The 19,674-nt window shown below is 43.5% G+C and carries 16 protein-coding genes, 1 other RNA gene and 1 other annotated feature; of the genes, 11 read left to right on the top strand and 6 right to left on the bottom strand.

Features of this window, described 5'->3' with window-relative positions; translation table 11 throughout:
* Positions 1 to 3: 3 nt before the first annotated feature.
* A complete protein-coding gene (locus tag EL241_RS07325) occupies positions 4 to 495 on the top strand; it encodes a GNAT family N-acetyltransferase (protein WP_126320464.1) in 492 nt (163 codons plus the stop codon).
* Between the two features lie 10 nt (positions 496 to 505).
* On the opposite strand, the gene EL241_RS07320 is transcribed toward EL241_RS07325, so the two are convergent.
* On the bottom strand, positions 506 to 1,786 hold the full coding sequence (locus tag EL241_RS07320; protein WP_036103927.1) for an N-acetylmuramoyl-L-alanine amidase family protein: 1,281 nt from the start codon (positions 1,784 to 1,786) through the stop codon (positions 506 to 508).
* A gap of 173 nt (positions 1,787 to 1,959) precedes the next feature.
* Positions 1,960 to 2,205 (top strand) — a binding site (T-box leader).
* 46 nt (positions 2,206 to 2,251) lie between these two features.
* Between EL241_RS07320 and hisS the strand changes: the two genes are divergently transcribed.
* Positions 2,252 to 3,544, top strand: coding sequence for a histidine--tRNA ligase (gene hisS / locus EL241_RS07315; RefSeq protein ID WP_036103930.1), 1,293 nt, complete (start codon positions 2,252 to 2,254; stop codon positions 3,542 to 3,544).
* Positions 3,541 to 5,319, top strand: a complete 1,779-nt coding sequence (gene aspS, locus EL241_RS07310; RefSeq protein ID WP_036103932.1) for an aspartate--tRNA ligase — start codon at positions 3,541 to 3,543, stop codon at positions 5,317 to 5,319. Before hisS ends, aspS begins: the two co-directional genes overlap by 4 nt.
* An 82-nt stretch (positions 5,320 to 5,401) precedes the next feature.
* On the opposite strand, the gene EL241_RS07305 is transcribed toward aspS, so the two are convergent.
* The 4 genes from EL241_RS07305 to cymR all read right to left on the bottom strand — a co-directional run bounded on the left by EL241_RS07305 (position 5,402) and on the right by cymR (position 8,131).
* Positions 5,402 to 5,785 carry a hypothetical protein gene (locus tag EL241_RS07305; protein WP_003755688.1) on the bottom strand — a complete coding sequence of 128 codons (384 nt, stop codon included), beginning with the start codon at positions 5,783 to 5,785 and terminating at the stop codon, positions 5,402 to 5,404.
* A gap of 131 nt (positions 5,786 to 5,916) precedes the next feature.
* The gene (locus tag EL241_RS07300) at positions 5,917 to 6,285 is read right to left on the bottom strand and encodes a P-II family nitrogen regulator (protein ID WP_077912701.1); all 369 of its coding nucleotides are present in this window, start codon (positions 6,283 to 6,285) and stop codon (positions 5,917 to 5,919) included.
* 9 nt (positions 6,286 to 6,294) lie between these two features.
* A complete protein-coding gene (locus EL241_RS07295) occupies positions 6,295 to 7,500 on the bottom strand; it encodes an ammonium transporter (protein WP_036103939.1) in 1,206 nt (401 codons plus the stop codon).
* 205 nt (positions 7,501 to 7,705) lie between these two features.
* The gene (gene cymR, locus EL241_RS07290) at positions 7,706 to 8,131 is read right to left on the bottom strand and encodes a cysteine metabolism transcriptional regulator CymR (protein WP_036103942.1); all 426 of its coding nucleotides are present in this window, start codon (positions 8,129 to 8,131) and stop codon (positions 7,706 to 7,708) included.
* Positions 8,132 to 8,274: 143 nt separating this feature from the next.
* Between cymR and EL241_RS07285 the strand changes: the two genes are divergently transcribed.
* The 8 genes from EL241_RS07285 (at position 8,275) to EL241_RS07250 (ending at position 18,661) form a co-directional block, all read left to right on the top strand.
* Positions 8,275 to 9,549, top strand: a complete 1,275-nt coding sequence (locus tag EL241_RS07285; protein ID WP_003755697.1) for a replication-associated recombination protein A — start codon at positions 8,275 to 8,277, stop codon at positions 9,547 to 9,549.
* Between the two features lie 57 nt (positions 9,550 to 9,606).
* Positions 9,607 to 9,796: non-coding RNA, 6S RNA (ssrS, locus tag EL241_RS07280), on the top strand.
* A gap of 96 nt (positions 9,797 to 9,892) precedes the next feature.
* The gene (locus EL241_RS07275) at positions 9,893 to 11,053 is read left to right on the top strand and encodes a cysteine desulfurase family protein (RefSeq protein WP_036103945.1); all 1,161 of its coding nucleotides are present in this window, start codon (positions 9,893 to 9,895) and stop codon (positions 11,051 to 11,053) included.
* Positions 11,050 to 12,165, top strand: coding sequence for a tRNA 2-thiouridine(34) synthase MnmA (gene mnmA, locus EL241_RS07270; protein WP_036103948.1), 1,116 nt, complete (start codon positions 11,050 to 11,052; stop codon positions 12,163 to 12,165). Before EL241_RS07275 ends, mnmA begins: the two co-directional genes overlap by 4 nt.
* Positions 12,166 to 12,312: 147 nt before the next feature.
* Complete coding sequence (locus EL241_RS07265; protein ID WP_036104446.1) at positions 12,313 to 12,984, top strand: tetratricopeptide repeat protein; 672 nt, start codon at positions 12,313 to 12,315, stop codon at positions 12,982 to 12,984.
* An 11-nt stretch (positions 12,985 to 12,995) separates the two neighbouring features.
* A complete protein-coding gene (gene recD2 / locus EL241_RS07260) occupies positions 12,996 to 15,383 on the top strand; it encodes an SF1B family DNA helicase RecD2 (protein WP_036103951.1) in 2,388 nt (795 codons plus the stop codon).
* 122 nt (positions 15,384 to 15,505) lie between these two features.
* Positions 15,506 to 15,979 carry an Rrf2 family transcriptional regulator gene (locus EL241_RS07255; protein WP_036103954.1) on the top strand — a complete coding sequence of 158 codons (474 nt, stop codon included), beginning with the start codon at positions 15,506 to 15,508 and terminating at the stop codon, positions 15,977 to 15,979.
* An 18-nt stretch (positions 15,980 to 15,997) separates the two neighbouring features.
* Positions 15,998 to 18,661, top strand: coding sequence for a YhgE/Pip family protein (locus tag EL241_RS07250; protein ID WP_036103958.1), 2,664 nt, complete (start codon positions 15,998 to 16,000; stop codon positions 18,659 to 18,661).
* A gap of 42 nt (positions 18,662 to 18,703) precedes the next feature.
* Here the strand turns inward: EL241_RS07250 and EL241_RS07245 are convergent, their stop codons facing one another.
* Positions 18,704 to 19,639 carry a helix-turn-helix transcriptional regulator gene (locus EL241_RS07245; RefSeq protein WP_036103964.1) on the bottom strand — a complete coding sequence of 312 codons (936 nt, stop codon included), beginning with the start codon at positions 19,637 to 19,639 and terminating at the stop codon, positions 18,704 to 18,706.
* Between the last annotated feature and the right edge of the window lie 35 nt (positions 19,640 to 19,674).

Below are 19,674 nucleotides of genomic sequence, written 5' to 3'. Positions count from 1 at the left end.
AGGATGGTCAATGTGGACAAAACAATAACCTACCGTTATGCAACGCAGCAGGACGTTCCGCTCATTTATCGATACATTCTCGAACTTGCTGAATATGAGGGGCTGGCTGATGAAGTCAATACGAGCGAGGCAGTGCTGGAGGATAGTTTATTTAACATACAAGCAGCGAAAGTGCTTTTCCCCGAAATAAATGGGAAACCGATCGGCTTTTGTTTGTTTTTCTATAACTTTTCGACGTTTCTTGGCCGCCCAGGGCTCTATATTGAAGATCTCTACATCGAGGAGGCTTATCGCGGAAGTGGCTATGGAAAAGCACTGCTTGAAAAAATGCGCTCAATTGCGGAGGCAGAAAAGTTGGGACGGGTGGAATGGTGGTGTCTAGATGAAAATAAAGCATCCATTGCTTTTTATAAATCACAAGGCGCTGTTCCAATGGAAGACTGGACTGTTTTCCGAATAGCAAATCCAAGCGATAACAAAAAAAAGAATCCATAACGGATTCTTTTTAATTTGCAAAATAATTGGATAAGCCATCATAAACGGCATCTGCAACTTGTGTGCGGTAACCTGGGGAAGTAATATTTTGTTCATCTTTCTGCGAGCTTAGATAACCTAGTTCAAGTAAGATGGAAGGTTGGGTGTTTTCCCGAAGCACGTAGAAATCACCGACCCTTGTGCCACGATTCGGAGTTGGGAGTTCTTTGCCGAGTGCTTGATTGACAGAAGAAGCAAGTTCCTTATCGCGGTTATGGTAATAATAGGTAGTTTGACCAGAAACACTTGCATCATCTTCTTCGTTGCTGTCGAAGTGAAGGCTGATAAAGGCATCGGCTTTATCTTCGTAGGATTGATCAGCACGTGATTTGAGCGAGATGTATTCATCCGTAGAACGTGTAAGGATAACTTTAGCACCAGATGAACGTAATTTATCTGCCACCACATTTGCCATTTTCAATGTCATATTTTTCTCCTTGATACCATCAGATCCACGCGTACCAGGATCATTTCCTCCGTGTCCAGGATCAAGAACGATCACTGCCTCGGATAATTTTGTTGTTTTCGGTTTAGGAGCGGCATCGCCTTTTTGACTGATATCTACGACCCAGTTTGCGATATAACCGGACTGGCCGTTGGTTGTTTTAACTTTATACCAGTCTCCCTGAACGCCTTCAATGTCGAAGGATTCGCCAGCATCTACTTTTTCGAGGATATTACTGTTTAAAGCTGCTGTTTCGCGAATATTTGTCGCATTTTCACGAACGGTCACTTGTTGAAGTGAACTGTCTTTCTCGCGGGTTGCCGATTCTTTGATCGTGATATAAGAAGAATTGATCCATGCGATCTTGCCTTTGTACTGAACTTGTGCCCAGCCGTTTTGCTGGCTGATCACCGTGACTTGATCTCCTTTATGTAATAACCCGATTGATTCACTAGAAGTACTTGGACTCGTGCGGATATTAAGCCCGCCGTCCGATGTTACGGTAGCGAGACTGTTACTTGCTGCGCTGACATCTTTGTTTTTTACGAGCCAGCTGGCAACATAACCGCTTTCGCCGTTGCTCAAACGAACTTTGTACCATTTATTTTCTTCGCCGATCACTTGCAGAAGATCATGTTTCCGAACCTGACTCGTTACATCGTAGGCTAGTCCAGGACCATTCCGTACATTAAGTACTTCGGTCTGAACTTCGACCGTATTTGCATGAGCCATTGCGATCGTCGTCATAATTCCCGCTACAATCAGTAAAAAGGAAACAATGGTAATAAATAGGAACTTGTTTCTCATTTATCTAATCCACCACCTGAAGCTTTCTATTCAATTTTGTATAAAAATTTACTGTCATTACTAAAATCCTATCACAAATTCGTCACTGTGAAAACAAGAAAAGCTGAGAATCCGCATTTTTTTGAAATATATTGACTTTTTGATTCGTTTCTAGTAACCTAAACATATTCATACTTTGACCAGAGACGAAGAAAAGTAAGAAACTTTTTCCATTATAGAGAGTTGGACCCTTAGGCTGGAAGGTCCATGAATGTGATGGTTTCCGAAAGACACTTCAGAGGTTTTCTGTTGAAAGCTTTCTATTAGAGAGCTGTGTAAACAGAAACGTATTACCGGCGTTAACGGAATTCAAGTGAGGATCAAACAGGATCCTAATTAGGGTGGTACCACGGGTGTATAGTCAAACTCTCGTCCCTTGTTTTTCGGAACAAGGGACGGGGGTTTTTTTGATAGGGAGGATAAAAAATGAAAATTCAATTACCAAGAGGAACGCGTGATATTTTACCAGAAGAAGTCGCGAAATGGCACTTTTTGGAACGTTCTTTTGAAGAGATCTGTACGGATTACCAATATCAGGAGATTCGCACGCCGATTTTTGAACATACAGAACTATTTGAACGCGGTGTGGGGGACTCTACCGATATCGTAACGAAAGAAATGTATACCTTCGAAGATAAAGGTGGCAGAAGCTTGACACTTCGGCCAGAAGGTACTGCTTCTGTTGTGCGGGCATTTGTCGAACATAAGATGTTCGGTTCTCCCAATCAGCCGAATAAGCTCTATTATAAAGGACCGATGTTCCGCTATGAACGTCCGCAAGGCGGTAGACAACGTCAGTTCCACCAAATGGGGATCGAAGCACTCGGAAGTTATGATCCGGCGATCGATGTAGAAGTGATTACTCTGGTGATGCACTTTTTCCAAAAAATCGGACTTAGCAATACGAAATTAGTTATCAATAGTTTGGGTGATAAGGAAAGCAGATTGAGACACCGGGAAGCTTTGATCGCGCATTTCGAACCACGGATCGATGAATTTTGTGCGGACTGCCAAAATCGTCTGTATAAAAATCCACTACGGATATTGGACTGTAAAAAAGATCACGATCATCCATTAGTACAATCGGCACCGTCGATCTTGGATTATTTAAATGAAGCGTCCACGGCTTATTTTGATAAAGTAAAAAGTTATCTAGATGCAGTTGGCTTGGACTATGAGATCGATCCAACTATGGTTCGCGGGCTGGATTATTATAATCACACTACCTTTGAGATCATGAGTGTCGAAGAAGGCTTTGGAGCAAAAACAACGCTGTGCGGCGGCGGTCGGTATCATGGCCTTGTTCAAGAATTTGACGGGCCGGAAACCCCCGGTATCGGTTTTGGTATCGGAGTAGAGCGAGTGTTGTTAGCGCTAGAAAAAGCAGAAGTGATCATTCCAGAAGAAAAAGCGCTTGCGTGTTATGTTATTACAGCGGGCGAGGGAACCGCAGTCAAAGCGATGAGTATTATGAATACCCTCCGTCAGCAAGGAATCAGCGCTGAAAAAGACTACCAAGATCGCAAATTAAAAGGCCAACTGAAAGACGCGGATCGCAAAAATGCGCTGTTCACGATCATCGTCGGCGAAGAGGAACTCGCAAGCGGGGTATATAAATTGAAAGATATGAAAAGCGGTGAACAAACAGCAATTGCCGAAGATGCGATCGCTGCAACGATTTCTAAAAAATTACAAACATTGAAGGAGGAACATCAATGAAAAAGCGAACGACATATTGCGGACAAGTTTCCGAGCAAGACATTGATAAAAAAGTGATTTTACACGGTTGGGTACAAAAACGTCGTGACCTAGGCGGCTTGATCTTTATTGATTTGCGCGACCGCGAGGGGATCGTTCAAGTGGTCTTTAACCCTGCTAATTCAGCGGATGCGTTGGCTGTGGCGGAAAAGATCAGAAATGAATTCGTTGTTACTGTAGAAGGAACCGTTGCAGCTCGTTCAGAGAGCGCGGTCAACGATAAAATCGCGACTGGGAAAGTGGAAGTGTTGGCGGAATCGATCACGATCTTAAATAGCTCGAAAACCCCACCATTTTATATCGAAGACGGCGTAAATGTGGCAGATGAGCTGCGCTTGAAATATCGATATTTAGATCTTAGGAGACCGGAAATGAATCAGATTTTCCGGATGCGTCATCTTGTCACCCAAACTTTCCGTGATAAATTAAATGAACTGGGCTTTTTAGACATCGAAACGCCTTATTTAACAAAAAGTACGCCTGAAGGGGCTCGTGACTATCTTGTGCCGAGTCGCGTTTATCCAGGAAGTTTTTATGCGCTTCCGCAGTCGCCGCAAATTATGAAACAATTGCTGATGTCTGCTGGCTTTGACAAGTACTACCAAATTGTACGCTGTTTCCGCGATGAAGATTTGCGCGGTGACAGACAGCCTGAATTTACCCAAATCGACTTGGAAACGAGCTTTTTATCCAAGGAAGAGATCCAAACGATCATGGAAGAGATGCTTGCCGCAGTGGTGAAAAACGTCAAAGGTATCGAGATCGAACGTCCATTCAGAAGAATGACTTACACAGAAGCGATGGATCGCTATGGAATCGACAAACCAGATATCCGTTTTGGTTTGGAGCTCAAAGATGTTTCTCCTGTTGTTAAAGATGTTGACTTCAAAGTGTTTACGGGAGCAATCGAAAACGGTGGTCAAGTAAAAGCGATCAATGCGAAAAAGGCAGCTGGAAACTATTCGCGTAAAGATATCGATGCATTGGGAGCATTTGCAGCGAACTACGGTGCTAAAGGACTTGCTTGGCTGAAAGCAGAGGCAGGCGAACTTAAAGGGCCGATCGCGAAATTCTTTGATGCAGACAAGCAAACAGCGCTCAAAGAAATTTTAGAAGTAGAAGACGGCGATCTATTGCTGTTTGTTGCTGATAAGAAGGACGTTGTTGCCGCGTCATTAGCAGCATTGCGCAATAAACTCGGAAAAGAATTGGGATTGATCGATGAAGATGAACTTGCTTTCATTTGGATCACCGACTGGCCGTTATTCGAGTACGATGAAGAAGCAGGACGCTTTGTTTCTGCGCATCACCCATTCACGCTGCCGCAAGAAGACGATATCGCGCTTCTGGAGAGCGCTCCGGAAAAAGCCATGGCAGAAGCCTATGACATTGTTTTAAACGGCTATGAGATCGGTGGCGGCTCATTGCGGATCTATCAGAAAGATGTGCAAGAAAAAATGTTCCGTGCACTTGGTTTTAGTGATGAAGCAATGCAAGAACAGTTCGGCTTTTTGCTAGAAGCATTGGAATACGGTTTCCCACCGCATGGAGGAATCGCATTAGGTCTCGATCGTATCGTCATGATCTTGGCAAAGCGGACGAATCTTCGCGACACCATTGCCTTTCCGAAAACCGGCAGTGCATCCGATCCGCTTACAAATGCACCAGACACCGTAAGCGATGCGCAACTGCATGAGTTGGAATTGGTGGTTGAGAAAAAAGAAGCTAAAAAATAAAAGCAGTTGAGCACCCCGAATGTCCTAAACATTCGGGGTTTTTTTAGAGCAAACAAAAAAACACACGGTCAGCCATGTGTTTTTATTCCATACTCGTTTCGATATTCTCGACTTTCACAATCGTGATTTTATTCGCCAACAGTCCGCGGTTCGCATCATTCGACCAGAAGGGGCCTTTCAGCGCATCACGTTCTTTTCCTGCCGGTTGTTTCTTGTTATAGTAATTAGCTTCCACATTATACCGTTGGCCCGCTTTTACATTCTTCCATTGCTGCTTCGATAAGGGAAGGGTAACGATTTTATCGCCGGCACCATCGATCGTGCCATTTATTTTGTGATCCTCTAGCTTTTTAGTTACTAAAAAAGTAAAGGTAACATCTACTTTAGATGATAGATGTTGATAGAAAAAGTAGCCTCCAGCTAAAAGTAGTAATGCTAACAAGGTGAAAATAGGGACTTTACGCATTAAAAAATTGCGCCTCCAATCTAAAATAACGGCTTGCTTCTCTATTATACGAGTTCGTTATTTAGAAAGAAAGAGGGAGGCGCAATTTCTCATGGTATTTTTAGAATATTACTGTTTTTCTTGGTATTCTATCATTTTGCCGGAGGGCTGTCTTGCAGGGCTGCCACGCCATGTTCGCCAGTGCTGATTTTGATCACATCACTTAGCGGATAGACAAATACTTTCCCGTCGCCCGGCTCGCCGGTACGAAGTGTATTTTTGACAACTTCCAAGACTGCTTCTACAGGAACAGTAGATACGACGATTTCAACTTTCATTCGTTCGTGCACATTATTTTCTTTGATTGTACCGCGATAAAGTTCGATCATTCCTTTTTCAAGGCCGGTTCCTACTGCTTTTGTAACGGTGAGTCCGCTTACTCCGATTTCCTTAAGTGCTTTTTGAAAAACATCAAAGCGGTTGGGGCGTGTAATGATCTCTATTTTTGTTAGTGACATAATGGTTCCTCCTTAATCTTGATAAGCCTTTTCGCCATGTAGTGTCAAATCGAGGCCTTTAAACTCTTGATCTTGATCTACACGGATTGGTACAAACAGTTTGATGATAAGCGTAATGATCGCTGTAACTGCTGCGGCAAAAACGAGTGTGACCACGATCGCGATCACTTGTTTCAGCAAGAGGCTAGGATCCCCATAGAACAAGCCATTTGCTCCACCGTCATTCACTTTTAGTGTCGCGAACAAACCAGTAGCGATACCGCCCCAAATGCCGCCGATGCCGTGCAGGCCAAATGCATCCAAGGCATCATCATATTTGATTTTCCCTTTTAACCAGAATACACCCCAGAAACAAATGGCGCCACCGACCAAGCCGATAATAAGTGAGCCGGGAACGGAAACAAAACCAGCTGCCGGTGTGATCGATACCAAACCTGCGATCGCTCCGGAAATCGTTCCAAGAATAGTAGGACGCTTGTTAGTCAGCCATTCAACAGCGGACCAACCGATGATTCCGGCAGCAGCTGCTGTATTCGTGTTGATAAAAGCAGCCATTGCTACATTATCGATCGTCAAAGCACTGCCTACATTGAAGCCATACCAGCCGAACCAGACGAGCGTTCCACCGATCAATGTCAATGGTAGACTATGTGGAGCCGAGTTGTCCGCTTCCTTGCGTTTGCCGATCATCAGTGCAAGTACGAGACCAGATACCCCGGAACTGATGTGCACGACATTCCCACCCGCAAAATCAAGTGCACCCAGTTTACTTAGCCAGCCACCGTCTCCCCATACCCAATGAGCGATTGGGGCATAAACGAAAAGGGACCAAAGGACAATAAAGATCAAGTAAGCGGAGAAATTCATCCGCTCAGCAAATGCGCCAGAGATGATAGCTACTGTTAAAATAGCGAATGTCATTTGAAACATCATAAAAAGGATATGCGGCAAAGCATCCGAATAGCTGTCATTTGCTGCAAAGCCAACGTTGTGTAGAAAAGCCCATTCCGTTCCGCCAATAAAACCATTGCCGGGAGAAAAAGCTAGGGAATATCCGATAACCACCCATAAGATCGAAATAACGGCCATTGCTCCAAAACTATGCATGGCGGTACTTAGCACGTTTTTCCGTCTTACCATGCCTCCGTAGAATAAAGCGATTCCTGGTGTCATGATCCAAACTAGTAACGTACAGAAAAATAAGAATACTGCTTCCATAACCAACTCTCCTCTTTTTGTAAGATAATCTAACATTAAATAATTTATTTATGCCCTCATCATACACGAAAAAAAAGATAAAGCAATAAAAATCAGAAAATTTAATGTATTTTGTAAGATAATCTAACAGAAAACGCTTCCAAAAAGCAGATTGGTATAGACCGCGGAATAAAAAAAAGAAGCCCCTTTACGGGACTCCTGCTTTTTAAATATAAAACATGTAACCTGATTCGAGCGCGCGTTCGTTTTCCGAGTGTGCTAGCAAGTCGGCAAGGGTGGTGTTATCAAGCACATCTCGTACTGCATTTCGCATACGCGTCCATAATTCACGCTGAGCCGATTCTTCATTTTCCATACCTTCAACAAGGACGATCGGACCTTCAAGCGTTCGGATCACGTCGCCTGCTGTGATTTCAGAGGGGTCATGATTCAGCACATATCCTCCATAAGCACCGCGGATACTTTTGACGATCCCGGCATTGCGAAGTGGCCCAATCAATTGTTCTAAATAATGTTCGGATAATCCCTTAGCTTCGGCAATACTACGCAAAGAAATCGGACCATTTCCAACTTGGCGGGCAAGTTCCAGTGTGACCGTCAAACCATAACGGCCTTTTGTTGTAATTTTCATTTTAAAAAACCTCCACGTCATTAAAACCACTATTATTATAACCAAACTACTAGGAATTAGCAAACAAGATTCTCCACTATGGAAACAAACGTTCTTATGATATAATAGAGTATAAGAACGAAGAATAAAAGAGGAGGGCTACGATGGCAATTCAACCCCTTGCTTTCCGTATGCGTCCAAAATCACTGGATGAGATCGTGGGTCAAACCCATTTAGTAGGAGAAGGTAAGATCATAAACCGTATGGTGAAGGCAAAACAGCTTTCCTCCATGATTCTCTATGGTCCGCCGGGCATCGGTAAAACCTCGATTGCAAGTGCGATCGCCGGCAGCACGAAATATGCGTTTCGCACGCTAAATGCTGTAACCAATAATAAAAAAGATATGGAAGTCGTTGCTGCCGAAGCGAAAATGAGCGGGACAGTAATTTTACTGTTAGATGAAGTTCATCGCCTTGATAAAGCGAAGCAGGACTTTCTGCTACCGCATTTAGAGAGCGGTGCGATCATTTTGATCGGCGCTACCACCAGTAATCCTTATATCGCGATCAACCCGGCGATCAGAAGTCGTACGCAGATTTTTGAATTAAAACCATTAACAATAGAAGATATCGAAAAAACGATCGATCGTGCTTTGGCAGATACGGAAAATGGTCTGGGCGATTATCAAGTGGAATTAGCTCCGGAAGCGAGAGAGCATTTCGCAACAGCCAGTAATGGAGATGTCCGCAGTGCTCTTAATGCTTTAGAACTTGCAGTCGTTTCTTCCGAAACCAATGAAAAAGGCGTGATTCATGTTAGCTTGGAAGTGGCAGAAGAATGTCTGCAGCGAAAGAGCTTAGCGCACGATAAAGATGGGGATGCCCATTACGATGTGCTCAGCGCATTTCAAAAATCGGTTCGAGGAAGTGACGTTAATGCGGCACTTCATTATATGGGACGCCTGATCGAAGCAGGCGATCTGATCAGCATCAGTAGGAGAATGCTCGTCATGGCGTATGAAGATATCGGCCTCGCCAATCCGCAGGCAGCTGTCCACACACTCTCAGCGATTCAAACCGCTGAAAAAATCGGCTTTCCAGAAGCGCGCATTCCGCTGGCCAACGCAGTGATCGAACTATGTTTATCGCCAAAATCAAATTCGGCGATCATGGCGATCGATGCAGCGCTTGCAGATATCCGTAAAGGGCATAGTGGCGAAGTCCCCGATCACTTGCGGGACGGCCATTATCAAGGCGCGGCAAAACTTGGTCGTGCGCAAGACTATAAATACCCACACAGCTATGAAAATGCGTGGGTGGATCAACAGTATCTTCCGGATAAATTGATTAATAAACGTTACTATGAGCCAAAAGAAAATTCTAAATTTGAACAAACTATCGCGGGGGTTTATACAAAAATCAACCAAAATAAAAAGTGAAATTAGAGTATCAATGATTGTAAATTTTTTTAATCTATGCTATTCTAATGATGAAAAGAAACCCTAATGTATTCGAGTAGTTCCCATTATTTTTGAACCGAACAATTTTTATTACCTTGGGAGCCTGGAGTTCAGGCGCAGCGCACATGCCTCCACACGAGGAAGTGTAAAACGTCTGACAAGGCACCCACCTGCATTAACTGCGGGTTCAAAGGACGGGAATCCTAACGGTACGATTGGGGTTTCTTTTTTTATTAAAAAAGTCAGTGTTTTTGCTTTCCGAAAGGATAGCTGTTACAATAATTATCGATTCAAATTGATGACAAAAAAGGAAGCGATTTTGGTGGAAAAAAGAATTTACCTGGACCATGCAGCTACAAGTCCGATTCATCCAGAAGTCGTGCAGGCGATGCTTGGAGCAATTTCTGGCAGCTATGGCAATCCATCCAGCATCCACTTTGCTGGAAGAGAAGCACGTAAGGTGCTCGACGAATGCCGTGCAGAGATAGCAGCAAGTATCCATGCGGATGAGAAAGAGATTATTTTTACAAGTGGCGGTACTGAAAGTGATAATACCGCTGTGATCGGCGCTGCATATGCTAATCAAGAAAAAGGCAGACATATCATTACATCTACTATCGAACATCATGCTGTTCTTCGCGCATGTGAGTTTTTAGAGACGAAAGGGTTTGAAGTTACTTACTTGCCGATCAATAGCGAGGGAGTGATCGAACTTCAAGAGCTGAAAACAGCATTGCGAGAAGATACGATCTTAGTCAGCATCATGTACGGAAATAACGAGATCGGCACAATTCAGCCAATCAGTGAGATCGGCGAATTGTTGTCGGAACATCAGGCTGTTTTTCACACGGATGCTGTTCAAGCGTATGGTCTTGCCGAGATCGATGTAAAAGCGATGGGTATTGATCTTTTATCTACCTCTTCCCATAAAATAAATGGCCCCCGCGGAATCGGCTTCTTATACTGTAAAAATGGTGTAAGATTAGAATATCCATTCCACGGTGGTGAACAAGAACGCAAGCGCCGTGCTGGAACTGAAAACTTAGCCGGCATTGCCGGGATGAACGCTGCACAAAAAATCATCCATAAAGAACGCGCAGCGAAAACCGAAGATTATCTATTCTTTAAACAACGAATGGCCGAGTTCTGGCGCGAAAATGGGATAGACTTCAGCGTAAATGGCGCAAGTGCCTCTACCTTGCCACATGTCTTCAGCGTTCGCTTCCCGGATGTGTCGATCGAACAGCTATTAATGAATCTGGATATGGAAGGCATCGCTGTATCAAGCGGTTCTGCTTGTACAGCCGGAACTGTCGATCCTTCTCATGTACTCGTAGCGCTTTATGGCGAAGAGCATCCCGGTATCCAGGAAACAGTCAGATTCAGTTTTGGGTTGGGGAATTCTTTAGAAGAAGTGGAATACGCAGCAGAAAAAGTAGTCGGGATCGTAAAACGGCTGAAAAAGAAAGTGAGTGAAAAATAGTGAAAGATAACAGTAATATCCGCGTTGTAGTCGGGATGTCAGGCGGCGTTGATTCGTCCGTTACAGCCTACCTGCTGAAACAGCAAGGATATGATGTCGTTGGTATATTTATGAAAAATTGGGATGACACAGATGAATTCGGCGTTTGTACAGCAACCGAAGATTATGAAGATGTTATCCGCGTAGCTAATCAAATCGGTATCCCGTATTATGCGGTCAATTTTGAAAAGCAGTATTGGGATAAAGTATTCACTTATTTCCTAGCTGAATATAAGTTAGGTAGAACGCCAAATCCTGATGTTATGTGTAACAAAGAAATCAAATTCAAAGCTTTTCTGGAACATGCGGAAAGCTTAGGCGCAGATTATGTTGCTACCGGCCATTATGCACGCACTGAAATCGTGGATGGCGAAGTGCAATTGCTTCGCGGAGTAGATAATAATAAAGATCAAACTTATTTTTTAAATCAACTTTCCCAAGAACAACTTTCTAAAGTTATGTTCCCGCTTGGTGGAATGGAAAAATCGGAAGTGCGCGACATTGCACAAAAAGCCGGCTTAGCGACTGCGAATAAGAAAGATAGCACGGGGATCTGCTTTATCGGAGAACGCAACTTTAAACAATTCTTGAGTGAATATCTGCCTGCACAACCTGGGGAAATGCGCACATTGACAGGCAAGCGGATGGGCAAGCATGATGGCTTGATGTACTATACGATCGGTCAACGCCATGGTTTAGGCATTGGCGGAGACGGGGAACCTTGGTTTGTGGCTGGTAAAGATTTAGAAAACAATGTGTTGTTCGTGGAACAAGGGTTCCATCATGACAGTTTATATTCTGACATGCTGATCGCTACAGATGTATCGTTCACATCGAACCGCCCGAAAGAAACGGTATTTCATTGTACAGCGAAATTCCGCTATCGCCAAGTCGATTCAGGCGTCACAGTTTATCTAACAGAAAATGGCACAGCGAAAGTCGTTTTTGACGAACCAGTTCGTGCGATCACGCCGGGACAAGCCGTTGTCTTTTATGATGGTGATATCTGTTTGGGTGGTGCCACGATCGATACTGTTTATAAAAATGAAAAACAATTGGATTATGTAGGTTAAAAGAGAGTGGTTATCAATAATGATAACCACTTTTTCTTTTGAAAAAAGGACGATCACCATGTTTCTCTGCATTTCAAGAGGAATCGCATGGCTACTTTTCTTTTTTATGATAAAATAAAAGAAAGAAACTTGGAAAAAGGGGTTATTATGGATAAAAATCAATTAGGTATTACATATATGCAAGAAGGAAAACTAGAAGAAGCGGTTAAAACATTTACAGAAGTGATCGAAGAAAATCCAGAAGAGCCGATCGGTTATTTGAACTTCGGGAACGTTCTGCTTTCCATGGACGACTTCGAACGGGCAGAATTGTTTTTCAATAAAGCTTTGGAACTGGACAATACGATTCCTGCTGCTTATTACAGCTTGGGTAGTTTATATTATGAATTGGAACGCTATCAAAAAGCGGCAGAAACATTCACATTGGCGCAGAAGAACGGAATGGAAAATGGCGATCTTTACTTTATGCTAGGAATGTCCTTTGTACAATTAGAGCAAAATAAACTGGCGATTCCCTATTTATTGCGGAGCGTCGAACTAGCTCCAGAAGATAGAGAAGCATGGTTCCAATATGGTATTGCACTCGCGAAATCAGAAGTCTACGAAGAAGCGATCGGCGCACTTGAGAAGTCGTTAGAATTAAAACCGGATGACGCAGACAGCCTTTATAATATCGGTGCCGTCTATTTAGCATGGCAGGGCGATCTCGTAGTCGGAAAAGACTACCTAGAACGCGCCGTAGCCTCTGACAGCAATCACGAATTGGCACTTCGAGCGCTTTATGCGATCGAAGAAATGGAAAAAGAAAACAACGATTAGGAGGATCAATGATGGAAGAACAAGGCTCTTTATTAGAACAGCCAGAAGAATTATTTATTAAAGGGACTATTTTATCCACGATCTTCCATAATGCTGATAACTTGTTTTCTGTCGTTCGTTTGCTAGTAAAAGATACGAACACGAATTGGGATGAACGGGACATCGTCGTTACCGGTTATTTCCCAGCCTTACATGAAGAAGAAGTATATCTGTTTTACGGAAAAATGAAGGAGCACCCGAAATTCGGGCAGCAGTTTCATGCCGAGCGTTTTCAAAAAGAAATGCCGCAATCACGGGAAGGCGTCATCAGCTACTTATCTGGAGAGCTATTTAAGGGTATCGGCAAGGTTATTGCGGAAAACATCGTTGATACACTTGGAAAAGACGCGATCAGTAGGATCTTAGCGGATCCCTCGCTGCTGGATAATGTCCCGAAACTACCAGAAGCAAAAGCGCTGACATTGATCGATACACTTCGGGAAAATCAAGGTCTGGAACATGTCATGGTCAAACTCAATGAATATGGGTTTGGACCTCAGCTATCCATGCGTATCTATCAAGCTTATAAACAAGATGCGATCGAGGTGATCGAAAAAAATCCTTACCGGTTGATTGAAGATGTTCGTGGGATCGGATTTCAGCGTGCCGATGAACTGGGGCGTAAGCTCGGTTTAAGTGGTGCGCATCCTGATCGTATTCGCGCAGGTTTGCTTTATACAATGGATCAGATCAGTATGCAACAAGGGCATGTCTATATGGAAGAAGAGCCGCTTATCCAAGAAGTGATCCATTTGCTCCAAGAAAGTGAACCGGTAACGATCTCGCATGAGGAAGTAGCAAAGGAACTGCTTGTCTTAGCAGAGGAACAAAAATTGATAAGGGAAAACACACGGATCTATCTACCTTCTCTCTATTTTGCGGAAAGCGGTTTTGCCTACCATGTGAAGCGAATGATGAAACAAACGGAATATGCAGAGCAGTTTCCAGAATCAGAATTTTTGTTAGCGCTCGGAGAACTAGAGGAGCGCTTGCAGGTTTCCTTTGGAGAAACGCAGAAAGAAGCGATCAAACAAGCGCTGATGTCACCGATGCTGGCACTTACAGGTGGTCCGGGTACGGGGAAAACAACGGTTATCAAAGGGATCGTCGAACTATTTGCGGAACTCCATGGCCTTAGCTTAGATCCGCATGCCTATAAAGATGGCGCGGCTTTTCCTATCCTGCTTGCAGCCCCAACTGGCAGAGCGGCTAAACGAATGTCGGAATCGACTGGACTTCCGGCGATGACGATCCACCGTTTGCTTGGCATGAATGGGCAAGAGAACTTGGATGATGAATCGGAACGCTCTATCGATGGACGCTTGCTTATCGTGGACGAAATGTCGATGGTCGATGTGTGGCTGGCGAACCAGCTCTTTCGCGCACTTCCTGCGCATATGCAAGTTATCTTGGTAGGCGATCAGGATCAATTGCCGTCAGTCGGTCCAGGTCAAGTGCTGAAAGATATCCTTGAATCGAAACAGCTCCCAACAGTGGAACTGACTGATATTTACCGCCAAAAGGATGGCTCTTCGATCATTGAAATGGCGCATGCAATCAAAGAGGGACAATTACCTCCGGATTTTACGAAAAACAGCGCAGACCGCTCTTTCTTTCATTGCCAAGTTGGTCAAATCAGTGACGTCGTAGAACAAGTGGTCAAAAATGCCAAAGCAAAGGGATTCCGGGCGAAGGACATTCAAGTTCTGGCACCGATGTACCGCGGTCCAGCCGGGATCGATATTTTGAATCGCCAACTGCAGGAAATTTTTAATCCAAATGATACGGGTAAGCGTAAAGAAGTTGCTTTCGGCGATATCAAATATCGGATACATGATAAAGTGCTTCAACTTGTCAATCAGCCGGAAAAGAATGTTTTTAATGGTGATATCGGCGAAATCGTCTCGATTATTTATGCAAAAGAAAATACAGAAAAACAAGATATGATCGTTGTGGAATTCGATCAGACCGAAGTGACGTATTATCGGCAGGAATTCACGCAGATCACGCATGCGTATTGTTGTTCGATCCATAAAGCGCAAGGGAGTGAATTCCCGATCGTCATCATGCCGGTCGTGAAAAGCTATTACCGGATGCTACGACGCGACCTCTTGTATACAGCCGTTACAAGAAGTAGTCAGTTTTTGATTATATGCGGCGAAGAAGAAGCTTTTCGAGCTGGTGTCGAACGAATCAATGAGCATACACGCAATACCACGTTATATGACAGACTTGTGAGCGAAGATGTGTTGCTCGATGAAACAAGCAGTTTGAAAGTCCTGACCATGACAAATGTGGAAGAAATCGATCCGATGATCGGAATGGAAGGAATAACGCCGGAGCAATTCGCGAGCGCATGATAAATAACGTCTCAGTGGATTTCACTGATGCGTTATTTTTTTGCAAAAAAAAGCTTGCTATCTTCCCTAATAAGAGATATTATATATCCATAGATAAAACATATCCACAAAAGGAGCGACTCATGAAACTTAAAAATGGCATTGAGCAGACAATTTGTATTCTCATTATGTTAGAAACCCAGGATAAAGCAAAACCATTAAAAAGCTACACAATCAGTGAACGTCTAGGGATTTCCGATTCTTATCTAAAAAAAGTGATGCGGCAATTAGTCGTTGCAGGTCTGGTAACTTCGGAAGCTGGGAAAGACGGTGGCTTTATTTTAGCAAAAAAAGCCGAGGATTTTACGATGTTAGATATCTATGAAGCAATCGAAGGAAAAGAAAGTTTTATCCATTCGACAAACTTAGCGGCAAAAGTTTTCTTGTACGAAGATATCATCGAAGCGAAAGAAAGCGAGATTTTAAATGTATTTTTTGAAGCAGAAGAATTATTTAAAATACGATTGGGACAATACAAATTTTCACAGTTATTAATGAATACCGAACAAATCAATAAGGGTGTAGATTGGAAAGAAATCCCACTTAAGGGAAAGTAAGAGAAGGAAGGTATCAAGTTGATCAAAGCAGAATGGAAGAGCATTTTTAATAAAAAGCTCTTAATAATCGTATTGTGTGTGATGTGTTTCATTCCATCCATTTATACAGTCACCTTTTTGGGCTCCATGTGGGATCCATATGGAAAAATGGAGAAACTTCCAGTAGCGGTTATCAATCACGATAAGCCCGTAAAAATGAATGGCAAAAAAATGGCGATCGGCGATGAAATGGAAAAAAACATGCGTAAAGATGGGAAACTGGATTTTCGGTTCCCCACAGAAGCGAAGGCAGCAGCAGGATTAAAAAGTGGTAAATATTTCATGGTGATCACGATCCCGAAGGACTTTTCCAAAAATGCAACCACTCTGCTGAAAGACGATCCAAAGAAAATGACGATCAACTATCAAACGATGGCTGGGCACAACTTCACGGCATCAAAATTTATGGGAAATGCAGTAACAGCGCTGAAAGACAGTATTGCCTCACAAGTGACAGAAATCTATGCGACAAGCGTATTCGGGCAATTCAAAGAAGCTGGCAGCAGTTTTACAAAGGCTGGAAAAGCAAATAAAACATTGGCAGATGGTAGCGGGAAAATTCAATCAGGAAATGCAGCTCTGACTGCGAATTTACAAAAGCTAGCGGATAGTACACTTACTTTCCAACAGGGAACCGCCAAATTAGAGCGAGGTTTCGTTTTATATCAAGATGGTGTGGGCAAAGTTGCGAAAGGCAGCAGCACACTAGCATCAGGAACGAAACAACTTGCCTCACAAACAGCCCCGCTTGCACAAGGAGTCGATGCCTTGGCCGGAGGAGCCGATGAATTAGCGACGGGAACGACCCAATTTGTCAGCGGTGTAAAAACAGTTGGCTCAGGTATGGATCAACTGAATAATGGCTTAATGCAGCTAAATACAGGAATGCCGCAAATGGAAAAGCAATCCCGCCATTTAGAGAACGGCATCGCAAAACTGCAGATCGGCAGTTCGCAATTGGAAAATGCAGTCTCCAGTTTGAATACAAAATTAACAAGCAAAGAAGCGAAAGCGCAAACTGCTCGTTTATCAGAGGGGCTGGAACAGTTGAAGCAGGGAATGACTGCACTGACTAAAGCAAAGATTCCAGCATTGACGAGCACACTACAAACTTTGAATGAACAAATCGCCACTTCCCAGCAAAGTATCCAATCTGCTGTCCAAACAAGTGACAAAGAACAGACAACGCTCCAAGAAATCGACAATCTGCTAGCAGATAAAAGTGACTTGGATGCGGACGGTATGCAAGCGTTAAAAGCAAAACTTGCGGCTTTGAAAAAACAACAAGGAACTACGAATCAGTCGGTTCATCAACTGCAGACCAATATTTCCACAACAAAACTTACAGAGCAAGTCCGTGATGTGGCTCAAACAGCTGCTGCTCTTCAAGCAGGCTATTCGGGAACAGACGCACAACCTGGCATTTATGGCGGAACTAAACAACTACTGACAGCTAATCAGCAAATTGCATCAGCTATAGGCGGTTCAGGGAAAAGTATTTTAACAGGTGCTGCTCAATTGAACCAAGGTTTAGAAACGACTCACAGCGCTGTAAAACAGGCCAATCAACAACTACCGAAGTTAACGAGTTCCGTTTCCCAACTCGAAAGTAGCAGTAGCAAACTTGCGCAAGGAAATCGTACATTAGTGGCTAAGTCGGGAGCTTTGCAAAACGGAGCTTCTGGACTGGATAACGGTTTGACTACTCTTAATGCCAAAGTACCGCTACTGACTAATGGAACAGCGCAATTGGCGACTGGGGCAGCCAATCTACAAACCGGCTTAGCGACTTTACAAGCTAAGGGCAGCACGCTAACGGCTGGAGTAAATCAATTGGATAACGGGGCAACCGGTATTCACCACGGTTCTGAGCAGTTGGCAGCCGGTTCCTCCAAAATAGAGAAAAATATGACAAAAATCGTTGATGGGAACCAGCAACTCGCTACTAATCTGCAAACTGGCGGGGAAAAGATCAACCAACTCCATCCAACTGATAAAACTTATCAAATGATGGCGAAACCAGTTAAAACCAAACATGAAGAATTAGCGAAAGTCGTAAACAATGGGACAGGAATGGCACCTTATATGATGTCACTGGCACTATTTGTCGGCGGGATCACATTGAATATGATGTATAACATTTATTCGCCAAAACAATATCCGCGTTACGGCGTCAGTTGGTGGGCGAGCAAAATGTCTGTTCTTGGAGCAGTCGGAATCTTACAAGCGCTCTTAATGGTGATTTTCTTGACCTTTGTGAATGGTTTAGAATCAGTGGCGATCTTGCAAACATTCGGCGTTTTAGTAGCCACGTCGTTGATGTTCATGGCGATTATCTGCTTCTTTAACCTTGCGCTAGGAAAAGCTGGTTCGTTCTTGATGCTGATCTTCTTGATCTTGCAACTTGGCGGTTCAGGAGGAACGTATCCCGTTCAACTTTCCAATGGCTTTTTCCAAGCGATCCATCCATTTTTACCAATGACGTATTCCGTCGATGCGCTACGTAATACGCTCTCCATTGGCGGAAGCATCCAGTCGGATCTGTTTATCATCATTACGTTAGCTATTGTATTCAACCTGCTTATCATTCTCTTTTTCCGTGGACAACGCAAGAAAATATCGCAAGAAGAAGCAGTAGCATAATTAAGCGAAAAACCCTTGTCAGTATAATAGGACAAGGGTTTTTCACTCACAGCGATCAAGCAATTCCCTGAGATAAGCTGTATAAGCCTTTTTCAATTCGCTCGGTTCGAGGATCGAGATCGTTTTCCCGAATGATAAAAAATAACGGACTAGAAAGGGAATTTCCTGTTTTCCGAAAGTACCCTCTATGTAAGTGCCATCGGAGGTGCGCACAAGCTCCATATTCGCATAATGCCGTTTATAAAATTGTTCTTCTCCATCTGGATAAAGTTGGACTTGGAAGCGATAGGGACGATCAGCACGCAACTGGTCCTGATAGCGATGTTCCAGCTCTTCCGGTGTAAATATAAGTGCCGCCTTCGATGATCGTTCTACAGATTCGATAAAGTCACAACGAAAAATCCGAAAGGCCTGTTTAGTGAGGTCATAACAGGAACAGTACCAGTTACCATCTATTGTTTGTAGTTGCAGTGGCTGGATCTCGCGAATTTCTGTATGATAGCGTGTATAGGTAATCACAATGACTTGCTTTTGAAAAATCGCGTCAAAAAGAGCTTTGAGATGCGGCGACTCTTGATGTTGCTCCATTCCGGTGTAGCGGATCATCTGGTCAGCGAACAGGACCTTTTCTTGCTGAGGTGGGGAGAGTACCGCTAATAGTTTTGTTTTGATCTGCTGGTAATCTTGTTCAAAAGGCGTCACAAGCAATGATTTCAATAATTGGAGTGAGAAAAAAATCGCGTGCAACTCATTATCATTGAAATAGATCGGGGGTAATAATTTATGTTCCAGCAAATGATAACCGCCATGACTGCCGCGCTCGGAATATAAAGGCACGCCGATCCGTTCTAGCGCCTCGATGTCGCGTAGCGCTGTCCGTTTAGAAATAGCGAATCGTTCCATAAGATCCCGCAGATTAAACATTTTACGGCTATTGATAAATAGTAACTCTTGGATCAAGCGTTCATCTTTTTTCATTTTAATTCTCCCGATGGTGCCGTATTTTGACACCA

It is taken from the genome of Listeria grayi, from assembly GCF_900638015.1.
GTDB lineage: Bacteria > Bacillota > Bacilli > Lactobacillales > Listeriaceae > Listeria > Listeria grayi.
Note: the sequence above shows the minus strand (reverse complement) of the source record. Positions and strands in the feature narration are given on the sequence as shown.